Raw genomic sequence first — 19,983 nt, 5'->3', positions numbered from 1 at the left:
GAGTTGCAGCCCATCCGAAGGACGAGGTGCCGCTATGGGCGACGAGATCAGCCCCGCCGACCTTTACGCCGACCTGGAACTGCTGCGCAAGAACGAGGGTTTCGTTGCCCATCGTCTCGACCGTGTTGATACTGTTGCTGAACTTCTCCGCGGCGCTGACATCGACTCCTTTGATCGCATGCGGCATCGCTTTGCCTCGGCGATTTACGCGTTATCCGAGAACGATGCGAGTCTCCTTCTCGACGTCTTCGCGCTCAGCGGCGACACTGTCGGTGTAAACACCCTGCGAGAACGACGGCGAATCCATGGAGAGAAGATTGGGCGAAAAATCGACACGGTCGCTGACCGCGAACCGGCCGCACTGAACCAGCTCGCATCGCGTCTGATCCGCGGGACCTACCCTCAGTCCCCGCTCAGGCTCGACGTCGCCGAGATGCACAACGGCATCATCTACGAGAGCATCAGCACCCTGGTCGTCGTCGAGGACCGCCGATGGAAGAGAACCTTCGAACACTACAGATTCATCGCGACGTTCGATGAGATGGATTACCTCACTGTCACCCGTTCGTACGACGGAACGGTGTATCCCGACCCGCGCGGTGCTTTCAAGGTCAATACCCGTCGCGTAGAGGGCGCTGGGTGGAATGACCACTTCTGGCACCTCAACAGCGCGCGCACCGCCACGGCACCTATGAGGCGCAACGAAACCTACGATCTGAAGTTTGCGATCCACGCCCCCGCTGCCGATGAGCTTCCTCCGATGACCTTGGCGAGCAGGGCTTTTCATGAGCGCGCGTTGCTCGCGAACATCCAGGTTCAGTTCGTAGGTGAGGTACCAGTGGACGTTTGGAAGTTCGAGCGCGTGAGCGGGTACGCCAGACCATCAGTCCCGGCCGACGACGATCGTGTTCCGTGTGATGACCGAGGGTGTGTCGGCGTTCGGCTTCGCGACGTGCACGGCGGGCTGTTCAGTGGATTCGGGTGGAAATGGGAACCGCGGGACTGATCTGACTACCTCGGAGAGTTTGCGCGAGAGCCATATCGCGGGGCGTTCGCCATGCCCGGCGTTGGCGTGGACTCCAACTTTGTTCCGACTTTCTAAGTGAGCCGTTGGCCGTTCCTAACGTCGAATCATCCCGACGAAAGGACCACCATGGCAACCTCAAACCTGAGAGTCCCCAACGCTGACGTCATTCCCGCGGTCCGTGCGCAGCCGTTTTCTCAGAGCCCCGACAGCCGTTTCGCGATCATTGCTCTCGGGCGCGGTCTGCGAGCTAATCCGCTCTACACGGCATATCTCGAGCTCCGTACGCGTGTGTACACCACTCAGACCGGCATGCTCGACGCGGATGCACTTGAGTACGGGGTCGACATTGACGATGATGACGACCGGTCCGTGGCGTTCCTCGTCGTGAAGAACCGTTTCCCTGAGTCGGTGGCGGTCGCTTGCGTGCGTGTCATCGAAAGGCTCGGTTCTGATAACCGGCCGCTGCCTGCCGATGTCCTTTATGGCCTGGATACTGGAGGCGGCAGCGTCGAGGTGTCGCGCTACATCGGGCGTCTAGATGATGCCAAGGAGCAGGCGCGTGCGTTGGCAGAGCTCCTGCGCTCGACGATCGCTCACATCCGACAGGTTGGTGCCGACGACAACGTCTACGCGATTGTCGAACGCCCGCTGGAACGCGTCCTGCGCATTATGGGCGTGGGAGTCGCGCGTATCGCTGAGCCGGCCTGGTTGGAGGAGTACCAGGGAGTTAATGTGGCCATCCAACTTGATCCCGTCGCATCGTCCCAGAGCCTCGGCGGGCTTGACGAGATCGACGAGCTCGACGTCTCCGAAGGCGCTGTCCGCTTCTGGGGAACGGCGAAGTGATGGTGCGTGAGCAGAGTGCGGATCGGGAGCCGATGCCCGCGGAGTTCAGTAGGAACCTTGGTTTTTGGCGACGCAGTGAACAAGAGCTCCTTCGGGAGTCGACGATTGCGATTGCTGGCGCAGGCGGAGACGGCTTCGACCTGGCGGTCGCGTTGGCCATGATGACCGGGGCTGCCGAGGTGCGCATCGCCGATCCGGAGACCTTCGTGCCCGAGAACTCCAATCGGGTCGCCTGGGCGAATGCGGACACATACGGACGACTGAAGATCGATGCCCTGCGGGAAACGATTGGGAAGATTCGCCCGGAGACGCGAGTGGTGTCGTTCGCCGAGGGGGTCATGACCGAGAATGCGGACGAGTTCGTCGCGGGGGCTGATCTTGTGCTCGACGAGTCAGAGTTGCGTTACCTTCACGTCGGAACGGCCCTGGCTCGCGCTGCTCGTCGACACGGCGTTCCCAATCTCCTTGTGATGAACATCGGGTTCGGCGCGATCGCCACCTCTTTCGCACCGCGAAGCCCCTTCACGTTCGAGCGGATGATGGGACTGCCTGCCGACATCACGCTGGACGATGCCGCAGCTCGTGAAGTGGATTTGACGCGCTGCGTGCCATACATCCCGAGGTACGGCGACTTGGGAACATTCCGGGCGACGGTCGCAGGCTCACCCCTGCCGTCTGTCGTCCAGGGCGTGAAGGCCGCCGTCAGCCTCGGCACGACGGAGGCGCTCCTTCACCTCACTCGAACAGACCAAAATCGGCGGCGCTCACCCGTCTTCGCTCCCCGATGGGCGTACACCGACCCAATGGCCCTCGTGTCGGGGCGCATCCGTTACGCGCGAGCTCGTCATCGGATCGGCGCAACCGTCTTGGCGACCCGATCGGTCCTCGGCTGGAACCCCCAGGCCTCTTACGCCGAGGAGCTCGCGGCCGACCCAGAGTGACCAGTCGCGGCACGACAGATGCGCCGGGGTTCAGTCTGCTGAATCTCGGCGCATCTCCAGGTCGACAAGCGCCTCGAGGATCCCCCAGAACCCAAGCGAAGCGGGATGCCATTCGACGAGCTCACCGTCAATACCCGGCTTCATGATGATCGTGTCGACGAGGTCAGGGTTTACGAGACGCCGCTGCGCGAGACCCTCGACCACAGCGGCGCCGAGTCCTGCGAGGAGCTCCGCCGAGGCCCCCGGGTAGAACGAAAACCCCAAGCCCGCAAGAGCAGTCCCATAGAACCCGGCAGTTCGCTCGATAAAACGGCGCTCCGTCTCCTGCAGCGCAGCAGCCACGCGGTCTCGATGTTCCGCGTCAGCAAGACTGTTTGCGGTGGCAACGAGAGTTACGTGACTCCTCCACGACACGGACTCGCTGAAGTGCTCGAAGTTGACGCGGGTAGCCACTCGCGCCACCTCACGCAGCACAGCCACACGCCCATCGTGCGTTGCGAGAAGACGCTCGTACTTCTCGATGACCCCGTAGGCGACATCCTGTGTCCCCGGATAGAACATCGCGTCGTTCGACTCGGACGTGGTGGCCAACTCGACCAGCAAGTCCGCAAAGAACCGGTCCTTCGCTGGCCACAGCCTGTAGAAAGCACTGCGAGGCACATCCGCCGCACGGATCAGATCCTCCAGATTCAGATGCTCCAAGCTGACCGTCAGGCCAGTGCGCTCCAGCATCCCAACTGCGGTGCCCATCACGCGTCGCCTGGATTCCTCACTCGAGAGCCTTGGGGCCCGGGCGACGGAACCCCAGGTCTTGTCTTCAGAGTGCTCCGGCATGAAAACCATCCTCGCTTCTCCTGGCGGGCATGTCGCTACGAGACACGCACACCCTTAGCGATCGATACGCGCCGCTGGCTACTTGCGACTGCAAGTTGCATGTAGCTAGTCTCGATCTATAGGCAACCCGAAGCGTGCGCGCAGGTCGTGCACGGTGCCGGGTCACGGACGACGGCGGCCACATCGCTGAGACCTCGCCTAGATGGTGCGCGCAGCGCTGAAGGAGGAGTAACCGTGATCGGGCAGGAACTGGGCATTCGACGTATTGACACGCTCTATATCCAACTGCTGTATCGATGCAACTTCAGTTGTGGCCACTGCTTCCACGGCGAGAAGCTTCAGGACCCATCAACAATCGGCCGCGAGGACGTTCGAGAGGTGATGGACCATTTTCGCGAGAACTATGCCACGTCGCACGTCGTTCTCCTTGGTGGGGAGCCGTTTCTCCATCCAGATCTTCACGACACGCTGCAGTACGCGCGAGAAAATGGAATGACCACAGAGATTTGCACGAATGGTCATCGCTTCACTCAGGCGAAGATCCGAAGTATGAGCCAGAACATCGACGACTTGCGCGTATCGATCGACGGTTTGGAAGATGTTCACGATCGGCTCCGGCGACGGGGATCGTTTCGGCACGCGCTCGAAACCGTACAAATCAGTGCGCGAGAAGGTATCCGAACGGGCGTGACCTCGACCGTGACGAGCGAGAACATACGTGAGATTCCTGAGCTCGCGCGCACCGCTGCGGAGAACGGGGCGACCTTGATGAAGCTTCACCAGCTTCGGGCCGTTGGGAATGCCGCAGGTCGGCCTGGTCTCGTATGCGACGATCTGGGTCTGTTGGAATCCCTCGTTGCATGGGCACGTGAAACCGAGATCATCCAGGTTGCGTTCGACGACGATCTCGATCCGAGCAAAACTGTGGGCTGCGCCCCGCGTGGTGCGTCGTCGATCGACCGGATCGAGATGGACCCAGAGTTCGGTCTCACCATGTCGTGTAAGGCCGTAGGCACCGGAGCTCAGGCCTTCCGTTGGAGCCGTGTAAACAACAACGTTGTCCGCGTTTCAAACGATCGGAACGAGGTCGTTCTGGGCATTCCGGATGTTCGCTATGAAAACTGAGGTTCATCCGTCACGATTCCTAGTCGTCGAAGGAATGTCCGCGACCGGGAAAACAACCGTTGCTCCGCTGTTAGCAAATCGAATCCGCGCAAAGTTCATGCCGTCAATCCCATCTGAATTCACGCCAGCAAGGAGGGTTGCGGAGGCCGCGAAGGACGTCAACGTGAGGCATTTAGTGTACTTAGCCGCCTTGGGCGTGTCGCAACTGAGAGTCAAAGACGAGCTACAGCAAGGATATTCTGTGGTGCTAGAAAGCTACTTCGATCGCGCCAACGCGTATCACCGAGCGATGGGCTCGACTCTGGAAGATTCCTCGAATCTGTTTCTCCGACCTGACGTCGTCGTGGTACTACATTGCGACCAAGACGCTCGGCTCCGTCGAATGCGCGGACGAGGTCGAACCGACTCGCACTGGATGAAAAAATCGGAGGAAGTGTACGAGAAGATTGAAGCGTACTACGAGCAACTTCCTGGGATCCATATCGATACGAGTCATCTTGCCCCTGCCGAGGTCGTTGAAGCGATTGCGAGCCGACTATCATGAGGATGAACGCCGATAATAGAACATCATGGGCCGGAACAAGGACATTTTTCCCGCTCGTACGAGAACTCGCGTTATCAAACGGCGTTCGCAACGCGTTAGTTGCAGGCGCATCGGATGGAAAGTTTGTATACCCACTCCTTGAGGCCGGCATGAACGTCACCGCCCTCGATATCGATGCAGAAGCCCTGGCCCGCATCCGGCCTGAGCTGGAAGCCTCCGGCACCCTAACAATTCTTGTTTCAGACATCGCGGATCTACATCAGGATGGACGGTTCGACCTCGCTTGGACAAGTTGCTCGTGGCACTATTCACGAAATTTTGCTACTCCTCTTTCGACAATCATCGGAAATCTAGCAAATTCCGTGACACCCCGGGGAATCTTCGCTGCCGAGTACATGATGCCCGTAGACGTGAAGCATGTAGATCACGAGCATTACCTTGAGCCCGGCGAGGTCTGGGCGCATCTGCCGGGCTGGAAAAAAGTGTGGGAAGCATACACACCTACGTTCGTCGAAGACCCGCATCCCGGCCAGCCGTACCGACATGTCCACCGGATGGGCTTAGCCATCGCAGCAAGGGACGAGAGTTAGATCGTGTCACAAGTTTTTTTCTTAGCGAAGATCTCGTGGCCCTCGACGAAGCGATCCGAGACGCAGACGAGAAATACCGAGCGGCCCTATCTGGAACGCACGAATCTACGACGCAGACGTCGGAGACTTGGCACGATAATCCTGCTTTTGATGCCGTCCAGCAAGACGCGAAGATGTGGTATCGACAGAAGATGGAACTCGAAGAGATCCGGAAAAACGCGATCAGAATCCTGCCCGGAGCGACGGAAGGCGAAGTACAGATTGGATCAACGGTCGTTATCGAATGGGAGAAGTCAGAAGAGCAAGAAACGGTAGTGATCGGTAGCTACATAGTGCTCGGCGCGAGAGAGGGACGCATCTCCTATGTTTCACCTCTCGCATCTGTGCTGCTCGGCGCAAACGTCGGCTCTCGGCGCGAAGTTGGCGAGCGACGGACCCGTATAAAGGTGATTTCGATAGCATGAATCCACTGGAGTTGATCCGCATGTCCGAGCCAGCAAGCGGAACGCTAACCATCGAAGTGCCCGACGATCCGCTCGCGCGAGCACTCCGGGCCTGGCCTGACCGCCCAGCTCTCGCGCTACTCCGCGCGATCGAGGCGGCGCTTTACGACGCTCCCCCTGAGGGTGTGCTTGACATTGGGTGTGGCAATGGAAAGTTCGCCGCCGTTATCAATTTGAGCAAAGCAGTGGGAGTGGATCTCCTAGCGCGAGACATAGCTTTAGCACGTGACACGGGACTCTACCGGGATCTTTTGCACACCGACGCACGACGCATGCCATTTGCGGATAACTCGATACAGTACGCAATCTGCAACTCGACGCTTGAGCACATTGCCTGCGACGGAGATGTTGTCAAGGAGGTGTCTCGAGTACTGAGGCCGGGAGGTACGTTTGCTTTCACTGTTCCATCTGAGAACAAGGAGAAGACGCTTCTTTATGGTCGTGAAAGCGTATCAGTAACCGCCGATGAAGCTCGACGCTACAGGGAGTGGTTCACTGACCGCTGGCATCATTGTCATTACCGCGCTCAAAGCGAGTGGAAGAATCTCCTGCGCGACAACCGTCTTGAGGTGGTTGAGCTGCGACGATACGAGACACTCCGATCAGGTTTTATAGGCGACGCACTGGGTTACACGCGGATCGTTCGAGAACCAATACCTGAGCTGCGAAAAGAACAGTCAACGGCGGACGAGGTCCGTTTGGCAATCTTGTATCAAGCGCTTGTCGACTATTGGCGGGATGATGTTGCTTCGCCTGACGATGGTGTGGGCGGATACTACGTGCGTGCTCGCAGAATGTAGAAGTGAACTTTGGTGTTGACCTCGTCTGAGATTGCGACCCAAGCCCTCCGCGATATTTTAATCGGAACCAGTGTCACCTCGGCGCCGACGGAATCGGTGCGCAACGCGGCGGCGCGTCCGAGGAATGAACCGGTCGGCTACCTGCCATTTGGTCGCTCGTTATCGGCGGGATAGCGGCATACGCTCCGAACAAGTCACTCGCCCTCGAAGACGCTCGCGGGACCGGATGGCCCGCGCACGAGAGCCGAGAACGGAGTGTTTCCCTCGACTGAGACACTCAGCTGGACCCATCAGGCCTCCCGGTCTGGGAGAATCAACGGACGAGACATCTCACAAATTTCGGCGAATTTCTGGGGTACCGAACCTTCGCGGCAGGTCAGCGCACCGACGTATGGAAATCCAGGTTCGATATTGCCAGAACGTCAACTCCAACAACGTCATCATATAATTGTACGACACCTTTGTCTGAAAAGCGATCTACAGGCACTCCCAACTCCGATATAACGTCGTGAACGCGAGTCAAGCTAAGAGTTGACTCTACTTCTACGATAGTTCCCAAGAGAGGCCAGGTGTCGAACGTTACAACAACCTCGTCGAGACTCCACTTTTCTCGCAGAGTCAGTTGGTGACGCTCAGTGGGTAAACCAGCGCGATTGAGAAGTTCGACGGCGGAGCTAGCGTCCGACACCTTCACACTCACTTCGGTCGATTCTCCAGGCGCGGCGTCAGATTTCAATGTCATCTCATCGCCGTCTGGGTTCGATCTTATCCTTAACCATTGATTGTTTGCCTTCTCAAGACTTGAGTCGCGGGTCTTCAAGATCCAACGCTCGATGCGCGCCTCGTCGTGAATTTTCCGAGCATGCAAATTAATTAGAGATAATCTAACTTCCTCGATCTCGTCTTCTGATAGAACGGTCCGCAATTCGTATTCGATAGTCATTCTCTCATTAAATCATGCAACAATTGTTTCATCAAGCGAAAGCCATCTGTTACGTTTCTATCCGCGCAATTGTTCAGAGAGTGATCGACTCCACTCATGCTGGATCGCGTGAGATGTTCTGAGGTCGCATCTCCATGCTAGTCGCGGACTCCTGCGCGGCTTATGGTTTCATGCGAAGTTCAGCTACTAGCCCTCCGCAGGCGAAACTCTGCGAGTTTCTCGCGCGACCGGCTTGTCAACCTAATCCCAGATGGATGATCTTCGCGCGCTCGATAAATGCGCGAAGACGTCGCCGACCTGAATAGAGAATTTGAGGACGATCGTCGCTTCAGTGCTCTCGGCTCAGAACGCGCATTTCTCCTCCATGACCCGTTCTGTGGCGCAGGGCTCACTTCTACTGCGAATGAAGCCGCAGCGCTGAAGGTAGGAGGTCCTGGATAGACACATCCAGCACGCCGCAGATCACCATTACCGTCGCCAAACGCGGATTCGTCGCGGCTCCGCCGCGCGTAACCGCCCCGCGCTCATACTGCTGGTACGCGTACAGCGAGATGCCCGCCCTTTCAGCGACCGCCTCCTGCGTCAGACCAAGCGCGTTCCGTCGACGTCTGAGATTCATCCCGAGCTCCCGCGCGAACTCGGCCCACTCGGGCGTGCTCGCGGGGTTGGTACTCACTACTCAACCCTGAAACCAAGAAGAGTTGGCTGTAACCAATAGAAATTGGTAATCTGCGAACGTACCCTGCCTGCCGTCCTAAGCAGGCGCTCGCCGGCCAGCCCGCCCGGCGCTCACTCACACCCTGGGAGAACCGCCTTGACCCGACCCGCACTCACTCGCCGCGCCAGACGGGCAGGCCACGCATTGGCCGCCGTCCTCATCACGTCTGGGCTGGTCGTCCTCGGCCTGGGGGGAGCTGCCCAGGCATCGACAACCTCGACAACCAACGCCGAGGCGCAGTCGCAAGACCAGGCTCGCCTACCGAACGGAACCCCGTGGTCGTCCATCTCCCGCGTGGGAGTCGACATCGACACGCCACTGACGGCCACGATCAGCTTCGACTACGAGATCACACCGGGCGTGGACGAGACCAACCTGTTCGTTCAAATCCCCACGGCTGACGGCCCGCCCCTGAAGTCCTGGGATGTCCACTTCGCGAAGGACGGCACCTTCTCCGAAACAGTGTCCCTGCCCGCCGGAACGTACCCCTTGAAGATTGAGGGTTCGTTTGAATGTGGCGTGGACTGCTCCGACGTCCTGCCCCTCTACGAAGGGGCTTTCACAGTCATCGCCGTACCTTACGGCGACACGTTCGTCATGATCACGAGCGGTCCCGAGCAGACCGTGAACGACAACGGCGACGTCACCCTCACCCTTGGATACGACCTCCGGCCCGACGTTGAACAAACGGGAGCCAGCGCGCTCCTGGAGTCCTACGTCGATGACGAAGCCGGTAACCGCACCTGGTTCCACCCGCCGAGCGGTTCGCAGTGGACGAACGTCGACGGCCCCGGAATCTTCACGGACACCATCACCCTCGCCCCCGGCACCTACACGCGCCACATCACCAGCTCGTTCGTCCAGCACTGCGACTGCTTCGGCACCAAAGACATCATCGAGCCGTACACCTTCACGGTGCCCGAGAAGGTCGACCCCACCCCCACCCCGACACCAACGGTGACTCCGACACCTGAGCCCACGGCCACGCCGACAGCAACACCGACACCGCAGCCGACTGACGCCCCTTCCCCCTCGCCCACCGCTACCTCGACGCCGATCGCTATCTCGCTCTCGCCGAGTACGGTCGTGCGGGGGAATCAGGTCACGGTCAACGCAGCTGGCCTCGCGCCCGGCGAGTCCGTCGAAATCTGGCTGCATTCCACGCCGGTCAAGCTGCTGTCGACTGCGGCCAGCGCAGAAGGCACGATCTCAAAGACCGTGACCATCCCATCCGCGACGACAGTCGGTGCACACAATGTCGAGGTACGCGGCGCGACAAGCGGTTCCGCGTACGCGGCACTGACCGTCAGCGACGGTCTGGCAATCACCGGCTTCGACAACACCAGTACCGCGGCTACCGGGGTCGGAGCGAGCATCCTTATCCTCGGTGGCATCGCTGCACTCATCATCGCCCGTCGAACGCATCGACAGCAGGTCTGACGCTCTTTACCGCGCGAAAGGCCAGCCCCTTCCTAAGGGAGGGGCTGGCCTTTCGTTCTGCCAGGTTTTCAGCGCCTCATGGGGAGTGGGACTGGCACCGTAATACTCCCGTTCGCCGGGACGGGCGCGCGTATGTCTCGTGCCGCCCCCAGACGCTGGTAAGCACCTCGCGCCGGGTCGCCCCCACCTCCGGTCTGAGGTGAGGGCGTCCTCCGTCTCAGCGCACCGACTGCACGAGAACAGAAGACGCGCAATATTTCGGTTTCGCTCCCGAACGAAAGACCTGGTACTCGATCGGTATGAGCTAACGCGTGCGCAACTAACGATGTGGGTCATAGCGGTACAGCGTTTCCTACATGGCAATTCGACGCGTTACACAATTGGTCGACGATCTCGACGGCACCGTCCTCGACACCGGAGAGGGCAAGCAGATCACCTTCTGCGTCGAGGGACGTGCATACGAAATTGACCTTTCCGAAGAAAATGCCGACACGTTCTACAAGGCACTCGCCCCGTTCGTGAATGTTGCCCGCTCCGCCGGATCCGCCGCCGCGCCGCGCACGGGGCGTCGGGCCACCCGGGTCAAGAGCGACGTGGATCTCGGAGCGGTCCGGCAATGGGCCCGCGAGAACGGACACACCGTGAGCGACCGGGGACGCGTGCCTGTCTCCATCGTAGAAAAGTACAAGGCCGAGACTGCGTAACATCTGTATGCGAAGAGGTCGACGTTACCGCTCGAGTGCGGGGACACCGACCTCTTTCTTTCACAGTGTGACTTACGACTTAGATGCCGAGCTCGCGGCTCGATCCCGTCTCGGATCGTCGCTGTTGCAACTGGCGGCGCCGACACCGCATCACTTTTCGAGGCCCAGTTCGGTGCGAAGTTTTTCGACGGTGGTCTCGTGCGCTGGATGGACGTAGAGGGCGTGAGGTCGCTGGAAGTAGCTGTCCACCGTGACGGCTGTGCTGTAGTGGATCTGTGTGTGCGGTGCGGTTTGCAGGGTGCGGCGGATGACTGCGTCGACGCGTTCGGGCATGGTCTCCTCACCGCCTCGTGGTTGGCCTCGGATTACACGTTGTCGCGCAGGTCACGAATGAGGACGTCGACGTGCGGATGATCCTTTGTGCTGACCCACAGCACGCCGCGCTGCACCGAATACTCACCCGGACGAATGGCGCTACTCCCCCGCGCGACGAGTCCCCGGTTTACTTTCAGCAGTCGCTGCACTGCGGTCGCAAATTCTCGCGAGATTCCCACATCGCTCCCGTCTGACCACACCTCGCTCTTTCACAGGCGTACGCTCGGAGTGAGGCTCTCACATCTCCCCGCGCACGCGCAGTATTCAGTCCGAGGTGGACATTCCACTCCTGGTATGCGTCCGGCCCCAATGCCGTCGTTCCTAACTCGCGTCGGGGAGCTAGTGAGGAAAGCTACGGCGGGTGGCGCAAACCTCGTAGCAGGTAACGACGAACAGAGTGGAGTTGGTGGTGTGCGATAGGGAGACGCTGCAGGGCTGGGTCGATGAATTCCTCTCAGCGGGGTATGTCGTGGCGGGGTCGATCCGCGTGCTTCCCCACGACGCCGAAGACGGTGACACGGGACTCATCAAGCTGGAACTCCGCAACGCCCACACCACCACCGTGCTGCATCCGTCGGATGACGATTCCGGCCGATGGCACGTTGTTTTCGAGGCCCGGGAGACGGACCTTTCTCTCACCGCCGCGCAGGCCCTACAGCTCGGTTGCGAACTCACGATTGCAGGCGTGCTGTGCACCTTCCTAGAGACCAAAGCCGTCGTCAAACTCAGCCTCGACGCCCAGAAGTAGTCTCTTTCTCGAACGTCCGTAGCAAGGTCTACTTCCTCGACGCCCCCGACGAAGAGACCGCATCGGCTATCGCCGCCACCAACCCCGCCAGCAAGAGAGCGGGTGGCGTCGAAGTGCACCTTGTCCACAGCCGCGGAACTGTTGAGTGAAACAGAGGCCGCCGGGGGTGTTCGTCCCCACGTCGATACCCGTTAGAACAAGCCCGATACGTCTGGCCTCGGACTGTGGCCTGCGTCGGGATGGTGCTCAGGGGTAGGAGCGGTGCTCTGACAACGCGATCTCGACCTGATGCGCGGGTGTTGTCCGAACTATCTGGGGTGCTGGTGGCAGCACCCTCTCGCCGCGCCTTCGGACAGCGATGCGCACCGCGGCCGCAATGGCACATAGCGCGAACACAACCAGCAACGCCGCGACCGTCACCCCAACGACCGGGACCACCACCCCTCCAGGGCGTTCCGCGTAGTTGTACGAGGCGAACTCAGGATCCCACTCGAGAGACTCCACCCCGTATGTCGTGGCTCCCCAACAAATCATCGGGGCGACCATGAGAGCGACCGCTGCTGCGCAACCCCATCTCCACGCGGTATTCATGCGGGCAGGATAGCCGTCCTGGAAGACGAGAAGATGAACAGCCCCGGCTACGCCCGGCCTCTGGGGCCGCTGCGGCGTAACGCTAATCAGACGTCGTCAGTCGCTCGCCGCCACTGCCTCGCCCGTTCCACCGGTCTCGACCAATGGTTGTTCCATCAAACGCACGCCGTGGTCGCAATACGATAGCGGCGTGGGCCAACTCCAGTACGAAACCAAGACAACCTTCGACATCGACGACCGTGAGCTCGCGCACCTCCGCGTCGTCGTCATGAACAAATTACGCCGCGGCGAATCATTCATGCTGCAAGTCCCAGACCCCGGCCACGGATACCGCTCCGTCTGGCTACACCCAGCCGTCCCCCTCATGTTCAGGTTCTACGGCAGCCGTCCCGCAAAGCTAGAGCACGCCATCATTGAAGAATGGCTCACCCAAGCCAGCAGCCCTGACGGACTGTCCCTCACAACCCGTCACTAGACGGAATGCCTCGACGCGAGAAAGTCGCATCGCTGAAAGACACGCCTGAGCCGATCCCCGTCCACCGAGCGAGGCCCAGTCACTCAATCGGGTCGCCGAGGCGTCCTCTCCTATGTCTTGGCACCCCCTCGATTAGGTAAGATCCTTCTGTTCATGAACGCTGCGGCGGAGTTCTTGCAACGTCCAGATGAGCTGCGCTGACTGGAATATCAGCACAATTCCAAAGCCGATAGCAAGCGCCGTCTGTCCCGCGACAACTGACATGACGATTGCCAGAATCGATGTAGCAGCAGCTACCCCAAGGACGATTGCCGATCGCCGGCGCGTGCGGGCTTTGGCCATTCACGACGTTTATCGTGGAGCTGACCGCCGGATAAGTGGACTGAGGTTTCACGCCTTCATTCCCATCCGCCCCGCTGACAGACTTTCAGCCGGGCCCACCGCCGTCTGGTGCGGAATATCGCCGCAGCCGAGAGGGCCAGATGCGGAAGGCTAGGCTGATACCGTGGCCAACCAGCTCTACGGGATGACGAAGCGAAGGCATGAAGTGTTCGTGGCCTTCTACAGCGTTCTCCTCTTGCTCTTTATTGCTCTCGGTGTGGTCAGTGTGTTCGTCGCGGATTACACACCGGGGCAGTGGGCTGTCGCGGGGTTTCTCATCCTCACGACAGCGCTAAGTCTCGTGTGGGAGATACACGTCGTCCGACTGTTTCGCAGACGCCACAAGTCGGTCGACGAGCCAGGAGAATCACCGAAGGGATCGGAGTGACCCCAAATTGCCGTAGGAGGGCACGGTCAGGCGAACGCGGACATAGGCGATCGTCGCCCTGGCCCCCATCATCAGCAGATCGGGTATACAGCTTGAGCGACGCGACTACGGCAGGGGTCGTTCGAGGTGGGCTCGCGCTTCGCGCTCGATGAAGAGGGGCACGAAGTCCTTGATCCTTGCACGGGAGAAGTGATCCCTGGCCGCGTCAACCGCGGCTCGTACGGTCTGCGGCGAGATACCAGGGAACTGCTCTTTGAGGCGTTCCACTATTTCGCTGATGGCCGATTCCTGGCCGCTCGACGCGTTCATCATGCGCCGATCATATTCTGCTGCACGAACCGCGCAGTGCCTTCACGTCGGCGTCGCCTACGCAGGGCTGAGACCATCGCGGCGGTCATCAGGACGAAGGCGGCAGCGGCCGTACTCGTGGCGACGACCGTCTCCGTGTGCGGGGTGGTGTCGTAGGACTGCGTGCCGATCACGGCGGGAGCGACACCCATGGACGCGAAGAGGTACCCCGGCACAGTGGTGATCAGCAGCAGGATGCAGGCGAGAGCCGTGAGCGGTGATGATCGGGCGTACACCAATGCGGTACCGAGAAGCGCGACGGGCCCGACAACGGCGGACAGAGCGAGAGGTCCCTGCAGGAATGTCGGCTGACCCAGCACTCCTGACAGAAACGCATGCACACCGATCAGACCGGAAGACATGGCCGCCACCACGGCGGACACTTTCGAAAGCTGGTTCCCGGACCCGCCTCCAGTGCCTGCGAGAGCCAGGACCCCCAGCGCGAGCATGACGTACCCCACTCCGAACCACTGGGCGGCAGCTCCGATGTTCTCCCAGGGGTCAGCTGGGTAGGAGTAGTCGAACAGATGGTCCTCCACCCACCGGTCGGAGCGCGTCCACGACGCCGGAGCGACCAGCCACCTCTCAGCCGCCGCAACATACTGCAGGATTGCGGATCCCAGAAGAAGCGCGGCTGCGACTACCTGTCGACGCGGGCTGACGGCCGGTGACGTGTGAAGAGTGGGCATGAGGTCAGGCTACGAGCCGCAACCCACCACGCAATGAACATTGAGGGACGCTTCAGCCGTGCTCACGCGCGTCGCACACCGGCCTGCAGCATATAGATCGTCCGCGCACCAGACCGACGTTTGTAAACTGTGGTTTACTAACGACATGGTTCGTCCTCGCCGTTTCGCCGACGAAGAGCTACTAGCGCGCATCGTGACCGCGTTGGAGCAGCGCACCGAACTGACGCCCTGGACGTTGGCCGAGGTGGCACCAGCTGCGGGTATCAGTCCGGCTGGTCTCATCAAGCGCTTCGGGTCGAAGGCCGGTCTGCTGCAGTCTCTGGTGCAGCGTTGGGTTGAGCGCGCCTCGAAGGAGTTGCTCGATGTCAGCGACGACGCCGGGTGGGCCCTCGCTGAGTACGTCGGTCGCGAGTTTGGTGCCAGTTCAGCAGCTGGTGCGGTCTACGCGTTGTCGGAGGTGCTCAGCGAATTGGAGGATCCTGCACTCGCTTCGCTTCTGGCTAAAGGATGGACTCTGCAGGCTCAGAGGATCACGCAGTTACTCCAAGCGATGGACCTCCCCCGACTTCACGACCCGACGGTGGGCGGCATGCTGCTCCTCGACGCCTTGCACGGGTCGTTGTTTCGGTCAGCGGTCGGTCTCGATAACACGTCGCCGCTGATCACCCTCGAACGATTCCTGGAGATGTGGAAATGACAATGAGAACCTGGCGCGGACGCGTGTTCATCGGCACGAGTGTCGACGGCAAGATTGCCCGCGAGGACGGCACCCTCGACTGGTTGACCAACCTACCCACAACCGGTCACACAGTCGACGAGTCGAACGCTCATCCCGCGCTCATCTGGGAAACGTTCTACGACACAGTCGACGCAATTGTGATGGGTCGCGCCACCTACGACACCGTCCTTCGCTTCGACACGTGGCCGTTCGACGGCACACACGTCATCGTCCTCACCACCGGTGGCACCATCGACGACCCGCGCGTTCGCGCCGCGGCATCAGTCGACGATGCCTCTCGACTCCTCGGTTCTCTCGACGTTCGCGAGGTGTACATCGACGGCGGGCAAACCATTCAGGCATTCCTTCGGGCGGATCTCGTCGACGAGCTCACGATCTCCACCGCGCCGATTGTGCTCGGATCGGGGCGCTCACTCTTCGGCACGCTCGACACCGAGTTGCGCCTCACGGTGCGAGGCAACCACGCAACAGACAACGGACTCATCCGCACCACCTACGACGTCGTCCGTGCGTAAGGCTGGCCCATCACGGCTCAAGGCATGTTGCGTCGGCACCGTGATCGAGGACCACCCACAGCCGGACAAGTGGGGACGAGGGCTTGCTGTCACGACGGAGGACCTGCAGTCATACGGGGCGAAGGCCGCCGTCTAAACTCACCGGGTGAACGCACTTCCTGGGAGACAGCCCCATGCCCCGTTGTATTGCAATCAGAAGTGAACTGGCGCGCGTTGATCGGCCCGGAGTGGCTTTCGCACTGGGATGTGCGTCAGGCAGTATCGTGTCCCCGGAGCGGTGTCACCCCTGCTCCTCGCCGGCCACTGCCTCCCCTCAATCGCAGTGGTCGGCGATTCCCTCTTCGCAAACCCAGCGACAGCAATTTGAGCCGGTGCGCGAACAGAAGATGCCCGGCGCGATAGCACTTGTTCCTGCGCGCGGTAACGCCGATGGTGCGCGTCGGGTGGGTCTGGTTGACTGCTGCGCAAGCCCATCTCGGCGCTGGATCTTCGCAGTGCTGAGTTTGTTCGCGACGCGTTGCGTCTTGCGAGATCACAACGTAGCCAGACTACGAGCACGGGGATTCACAATGGTGAGAGCTGGACGCGGACCTTTGACACCCACCAAATTTTTCTGAGATGGTCTTTGCCGAACGCATGATCTTCCGAGCGTGAGGAAGAGGCCCCGACGACAACCAACCAGCTGAAGGCACCGTGACGAATACGACGACGGAACTCTCCCTCCGCCTGTTCGCTCGACAGGACTGGGCCTGGGTCCAGGCATGGTTTGGTGACGAGACGTTGAGCGCGACGCTCGGCCCGCTCGAGGAGGAGTGGTTGCACGCCGCTGTCAGCGGCATAGACGGGCCGCAGCTCGTGGTGCACGACCACAACGGCCCGGTCGGTCTGGTCGGTGTGGTGTGGGATCCGGACGGCCGACGACACGTCGTCACGGACCTTGCTGTCGACCCTCGTCGTCGCCGGACCGGTCTTGGACACAGGGTGCTGACCGCGGCGCTCAGCTGGTCGGGGCATCCGCCGGCCCGGGGGTGGGCTGCGTTCGTTGACGTGGACAACCGTCCCGCCAAAGCCTTCTTCCAGTCTGCGGGGTGGCGCAACAACGGACTCGACGACGGAATGAACCGCTACACGCGCCCCTGCGCGACGAACACCTCACCCCACAGCAAGCGGCGAAACACCCACACCGGATCCCCTGCACCCGACGAGGCCGAGTCGAGCGAACTACGGGGAAGACCGCGGCGCAAAATTTCACCGGAACAGATGGCGCACATTCGGGAGCTGATCCGCAAACAGGGCCGGACAGCACGAGAAGTGGCAGCGCAGTACGGGGTTACTGAGAAGACAATCCACCGCCGGATGCGGCAGGGGGATTGAACGTGACGCGCGTCGTCCGCAACGTCGTCACAATAGCTGGTTACCCGAGCAGACGTCAGAAGCCATCACGATGGTGGAAGCGCGAAGACGACTGCTCTAAGGGCTTTCGTGAGTGAGGTCACGGTCGTCACGTGCATTCCCGCTAGTCCCGAACGCGCATTCCTCCTCGCGACGGACATCGGATTGCACCAGCGGTCGATGGTCGGTACCGAAGAGCGAGCTGTGTCGGGCGTGACGTCGGGGAGTATTGCCCTCGGTGAGCATGTGCAGTGGAAGGCGAAGCACTTCGGCATCTGGTGGGCGCTGACAAGCGAGATTACCGAGATGGTCGAACCCGTCTTCTCCCAAGACGAGCAGACCTCTGGCCCGTTGGCCTACTTCCGGCACTGGCACATCTTCGAACCCTGCGAGGGCGTCACGCGTATGACGGATGTCGTATCTTTGTCCGCACTGGTCTGCGGTTTCATCGTCGACCGTGTCCTGCTCGTTCCCTGCATAAAGCGTCTCCTCACCCGTCGTGGTCTAGCCCTCGCACAGATGTGCAACGAGCCTGACGTGACACCGGAGTGAACACCTGCAGGCTCAAGGACCGGTGTCGTCTCGATACGCGGCGGATGCGATCTGCGACGGAACGGCGTCTGGTGCCGCTGGACGAGCAGCAGGTACGTCCCGACATACTGGATCGGTGGGGAGTGAGTTCGTTCTTGTTGGGGCCGATCACCGTCTGATTCTGCTGGGTGATGTCGATGCTGCGGAGTGGCCCGAACTGACACTTGCGCGGGAGGTGCTCGAACCCCACCCGCCGCTCGGGTTATGGCTCAGCACCGGGACACACACCGGACTTGTCGGGATCTGCCTCCGGTACCGCTCAACGGAGCCGCCGCTCGACTCTTTGGTGTGGCCCCACCACGATGTGGTCCGCGTGTACCTTGCGAGCACGACGCTGCAAGCGATTCCACCCGGCGGGCTCGGGGACGTTGCCGGAGTGACCTTGCCGCGACCGGGTGAATACGTCGTCCGCGCTGCGTGGTCACGGCGGCCGCGCGAAGACCACAACGACTCCGCCGACGACGGCGAAGAGCGGTACCTCATCGACGTCTGGCCCGCCTAGGCGCGATCCCCACGCGCCGAACGAACGGCGCCGCCTGTCCTCTTGCGTCTGCCGCACATCACGGGCCTGAGACCCGTTGGAACTTCCTCGACACCAACGCGACACGATCACAGGTTCGGCTGGATTATCCCCGAGTGTCGGCCGCGGTTCGTCAGATCACGGCAACATCATCGCCGTTGCCGCCAATGAGCGCGTCACGGCCTCGAGAGAGCCCCAAGTTCAACGCCGACATCATCGAAGAAGACGAGTCGATCGCCATCTACTTTGGCTGTGCGCGCGGAGCCAAGCCATTGGGGAGGTCCGCCCAGGCATCCCACCAGGGTGGTGGATACCTCGGAGAACACCGCCACGTCGCCCTCGTCCTCCCACGTGCCGGAGAACGAATTGCACCCGTCATAGCCGACCAGCTGACCGCCGACGCGCAGATCCACGTACGGTTCATCTCTTTGCTCGCTGCCCCACCGCCCGGAAGCTGCCGGGGCGGCACAGCCGCTGAGAAACAGCGCCCCCGCCAGAACAGTGACCACTCCCGCGCGTCCAGCTCTCCCTACGCAGGGAGCGCAACTCGTGCCCCCGCGCACCTGTCCGCCGCCGCTCACCAGCGTTGAGCGGGTGGTGCGATGAACTCGTTGAACTCACGTGCCAGTTGTTCGCAGTCGCCCGCGGTGACATCCACGTCGTAGGCGACGGTAAGAAGCGAATGAAGATCCGCACGCAGGTCTGAGAGGGTGGCGCCGTGCAGGAGTGCGGTGACGACGCACCCGCTCATCTCATCTGCGACACGTATCCGGGCATCCGCAGGGAGATCACCGAGCACCCGCGCGTTGACAAGAACGCGTCGAACATCGTCCAGCCTCGCAACAGATCGATTGGCGTCGAAGTGCATACGCGCAGTATGCCCGACTCGGATGGACAGGAGGTTTCATAATGACGGTAGCTGGCCGCACGTCTCCCCAGCCAAGGCATGCCGAGAGATGATGGCCTTCAGCCACTCGGGCGGAGGTATCAACCCAGCGACTGCGTCCAGACGTGTCGACGCAACTGGGCTTCACACGACAGCCGCGGCCCTCCTGAACGCGACGCTGTTGAATGCGACTTGTGAATGGTCAGTCATTGACGCCGCGCCCGCGCATCCCTCCAGAGACACTGAGGCCGGTACAACTGAGGTGACAGCACCGTATGGGCAGTCATGCGACGCTGTGTATGACGAAACATGCCTCGGGTCTTTAAAAAG

Annotated in this window: 22 protein-coding genes; 15 read left to right on the top strand and 7 right to left on the bottom strand. The window is 60.9% G+C overall.

Going from position 1 to position 19,983, the window contains the following annotated elements; all coding sequences use genetic code 11:
• Positions 1 to 34 precede the first annotated feature (34 nt).
• From PIR02_12600 to PIR02_12590, 3 genes are all read left to right on the top strand, one after another.
• The gene (locus tag PIR02_12600) at positions 35 to 1,006 is read left to right on the top strand and encodes a hypothetical protein (GenBank protein WZH35614.1); all 972 of its coding nucleotides are present in this window, start codon (positions 35 to 37) and stop codon (positions 1,004 to 1,006) included.
• Positions 1,007 to 1,153: 147 nt separating this feature from the next.
• On the top strand, positions 1,154 to 1,873 hold the full coding sequence (locus PIR02_12595) for a hypothetical protein (protein ID WZH35613.1): 720 nt from the start codon (positions 1,154 to 1,156) through the stop codon (positions 1,871 to 1,873).
• Positions 1,873 to 2,814 carry a ThiF family adenylyltransferase gene (locus PIR02_12590; GenBank protein WZH35612.1) on the top strand — a complete coding sequence of 314 codons (942 nt, stop codon included), beginning with the start codon at positions 1,873 to 1,875 and terminating at the stop codon, positions 2,812 to 2,814. The genes PIR02_12595 and PIR02_12590 overlap by 1 nt, the downstream gene beginning before the upstream one ends.
• A 30-nt stretch (positions 2,815 to 2,844) precedes the next feature.
• Here the strand turns inward: PIR02_12590 and PIR02_12585 are convergent, their stop codons facing one another.
• On the bottom strand, positions 2,845 to 3,648 hold the full coding sequence (locus PIR02_12585; GenBank protein WZH35611.1) for a hypothetical protein: 804 nt from the start codon (positions 3,646 to 3,648) through the stop codon (positions 2,845 to 2,847).
• 234 nt (positions 3,649 to 3,882) lie between these two features.
• Here PIR02_12585 and PIR02_12580 point away from each other — a divergent pair, with 234 nt between their 5' ends.
• The 4 genes from PIR02_12580 (at position 3,883) to PIR02_12565 (ending at position 7,210) form a co-directional block, all read left to right on the top strand.
• The gene (locus tag PIR02_12580) at positions 3,883 to 4,773 is read left to right on the top strand and encodes a radical SAM protein (GenBank protein WZH35610.1); all 891 of its coding nucleotides are present in this window, start codon (positions 3,883 to 3,885) and stop codon (positions 4,771 to 4,773) included.
• 546 nt (positions 4,774 to 5,319) lie between these two features.
• Positions 5,320 to 5,907, top strand: coding sequence for a methyltransferase domain-containing protein (locus PIR02_12575; GenBank protein WZH35609.1), 588 nt, complete (start codon positions 5,320 to 5,322; stop codon positions 5,905 to 5,907).
• Positions 5,908 to 5,942: 35 nt separating this feature from the next.
• Entirely contained in the window at positions 5,943 to 6,371 is a 429-nt protein-coding gene (locus tag PIR02_12570; protein WZH35608.1) for a GreA/GreB family elongation factor, read from the top strand.
• Positions 6,368 to 7,210, top strand: a complete 843-nt coding sequence (locus PIR02_12565; protein ID WZH35607.1) for a class I SAM-dependent methyltransferase — start codon at positions 6,368 to 6,370, stop codon at positions 7,208 to 7,210. Before PIR02_12570 ends, PIR02_12565 begins: the two co-directional genes overlap by 4 nt.
• A 376-nt stretch (positions 7,211 to 7,586) precedes the next feature.
• On the opposite strand, the gene PIR02_12560 is transcribed toward PIR02_12565, so the two are convergent.
• The gene (locus tag PIR02_12560; protein ID WZH35606.1) at positions 7,587 to 8,153 is read right to left on the bottom strand and encodes a CYTH domain-containing protein; all 567 of its coding nucleotides are present in this window, start codon (positions 8,151 to 8,153) and stop codon (positions 7,587 to 7,589) included.
• A 1,012-nt stretch (positions 8,154 to 9,165) separates the two neighbouring features.
• On the opposite strand from PIR02_12560, the gene PIR02_12555 reads away from it, so the two are divergent.
• Together PIR02_12555 and PIR02_12550 are read left to right on the top strand one after the other, a co-directional pair.
• Entirely contained in the window at positions 9,166 to 10,311 is a 1,146-nt protein-coding gene (locus tag PIR02_12555; protein ID WZH35605.1) for a hypothetical protein, read from the top strand.
• A 356-nt stretch (positions 10,312 to 10,667) separates the two neighbouring features.
• Positions 10,668 to 11,015 carry an Lsr2 family protein gene (locus PIR02_12550; protein ID WZH35604.1) on the top strand — a complete coding sequence of 116 codons (348 nt, stop codon included), beginning with the start codon at positions 10,668 to 10,670 and terminating at the stop codon, positions 11,013 to 11,015.
• A 150-nt stretch (positions 11,016 to 11,165) separates the two neighbouring features.
• On the opposite strand, the gene PIR02_12545 is transcribed toward PIR02_12550, so the two are convergent.
• Positions 11,166 to 11,348, bottom strand: a complete 183-nt coding sequence (locus PIR02_12545; GenBank protein WZH35603.1) for a hypothetical protein — start codon at positions 11,346 to 11,348, stop codon at positions 11,166 to 11,168.
• Positions 11,349 to 11,787: 439 nt separating this feature from the next.
• Here PIR02_12545 and PIR02_12540 point away from each other — a divergent pair, with 439 nt between their 5' ends.
• A complete protein-coding gene (locus PIR02_12540) occupies positions 11,788 to 12,138 on the top strand; it encodes a hypothetical protein (protein WZH35602.1) in 351 nt (116 codons plus the stop codon).
• A gap of 1,571 nt (positions 12,139 to 13,709) precedes the next feature.
• Positions 13,710 to 13,973 (top strand): hypothetical protein, encoded by a 264-nt coding sequence (locus tag PIR02_12535; GenBank protein WZH35601.1) that lies wholly within the window; start codon positions 13,710 to 13,712, stop codon positions 13,971 to 13,973.
• Between the two features lie 105 nt (positions 13,974 to 14,078).
• On the opposite strand, the gene PIR02_12530 is transcribed toward PIR02_12535, so the two are convergent.
• Together PIR02_12530 and PIR02_12525 are read right to left on the bottom strand one after the other, a co-directional pair.
• Positions 14,079 to 14,285 (bottom strand): hypothetical protein, encoded by a 207-nt coding sequence (locus PIR02_12530; GenBank protein ID WZH35600.1) that lies wholly within the window; start codon positions 14,283 to 14,285, stop codon positions 14,079 to 14,081.
• Positions 14,282 to 15,010: a hypothetical protein gene (locus tag PIR02_12525; protein ID WZH35599.1), complete on the bottom strand. Its 729-nt coding sequence runs from the start codon at positions 15,008 to 15,010 to the stop codon at positions 14,282 to 14,284. Before PIR02_12525 ends, PIR02_12530 begins: the two co-directional genes overlap by 4 nt.
• 145 nt (positions 15,011 to 15,155) lie before the next feature.
• On the opposite strand from PIR02_12525, the gene PIR02_12520 reads away from it, so the two are divergent.
• From PIR02_12520 to PIR02_12505, 4 genes are all read left to right on the top strand, one after another.
• Positions 15,156 to 15,707, top strand: a complete 552-nt coding sequence (locus PIR02_12520) for a TetR/AcrR family transcriptional regulator (protein ID WZH35598.1) — start codon at positions 15,156 to 15,158, stop codon at positions 15,705 to 15,707.
• A complete protein-coding gene (locus tag PIR02_12515; protein ID WZH35597.1) occupies positions 15,704 to 16,264 on the top strand; it encodes a dihydrofolate reductase family protein in 561 nt (186 codons plus the stop codon). Before PIR02_12520 ends, PIR02_12515 begins: the two co-directional genes overlap by 4 nt.
• 693 nt (positions 16,265 to 16,957) lie before the next feature.
• Entirely contained in the window at positions 16,958 to 17,638 is a 681-nt protein-coding gene (locus PIR02_12510) for a GNAT family N-acetyltransferase (protein ID WZH35596.1), read from the top strand.
• Between the two features lie 108 nt (positions 17,639 to 17,746).
• Positions 17,747 to 18,208 carry an SRPBCC family protein gene (locus PIR02_12505; GenBank protein ID WZH35595.1) on the top strand — a complete coding sequence of 154 codons (462 nt, stop codon included), beginning with the start codon at positions 17,747 to 17,749 and terminating at the stop codon, positions 18,206 to 18,208.
• A 735-nt stretch (positions 18,209 to 18,943) separates the two neighbouring features.
• Here the strand turns inward: PIR02_12505 and PIR02_12500 are convergent.
• Positions 18,944 to 19,276 (bottom strand): META domain-containing protein, encoded by a 333-nt coding sequence (locus PIR02_12500; protein WZH35594.1) that lies wholly within the window; start codon positions 19,274 to 19,276, stop codon positions 18,944 to 18,946.
• A gap of 68 nt (positions 19,277 to 19,344) precedes the next feature.
• The gene (locus PIR02_12495) at positions 19,345 to 19,635 is read right to left on the bottom strand and encodes a hypothetical protein (GenBank protein WZH35593.1); all 291 of its coding nucleotides are present in this window, start codon (positions 19,633 to 19,635) and stop codon (positions 19,345 to 19,347) included.
• Between the last annotated feature and the right edge of the window lie 348 nt (positions 19,636 to 19,983).

This window comes from Microbacterium enclense, assembly GCA_038182865.1.
GTDB lineage: Bacteria > Actinomycetota > Actinomycetes > Actinomycetales > Microbacteriaceae > Microbacterium > Microbacterium enclense_B.
Note: the sequence above shows the minus strand (reverse complement) of the source record. Positions and strands in the feature narration are given on the sequence as shown.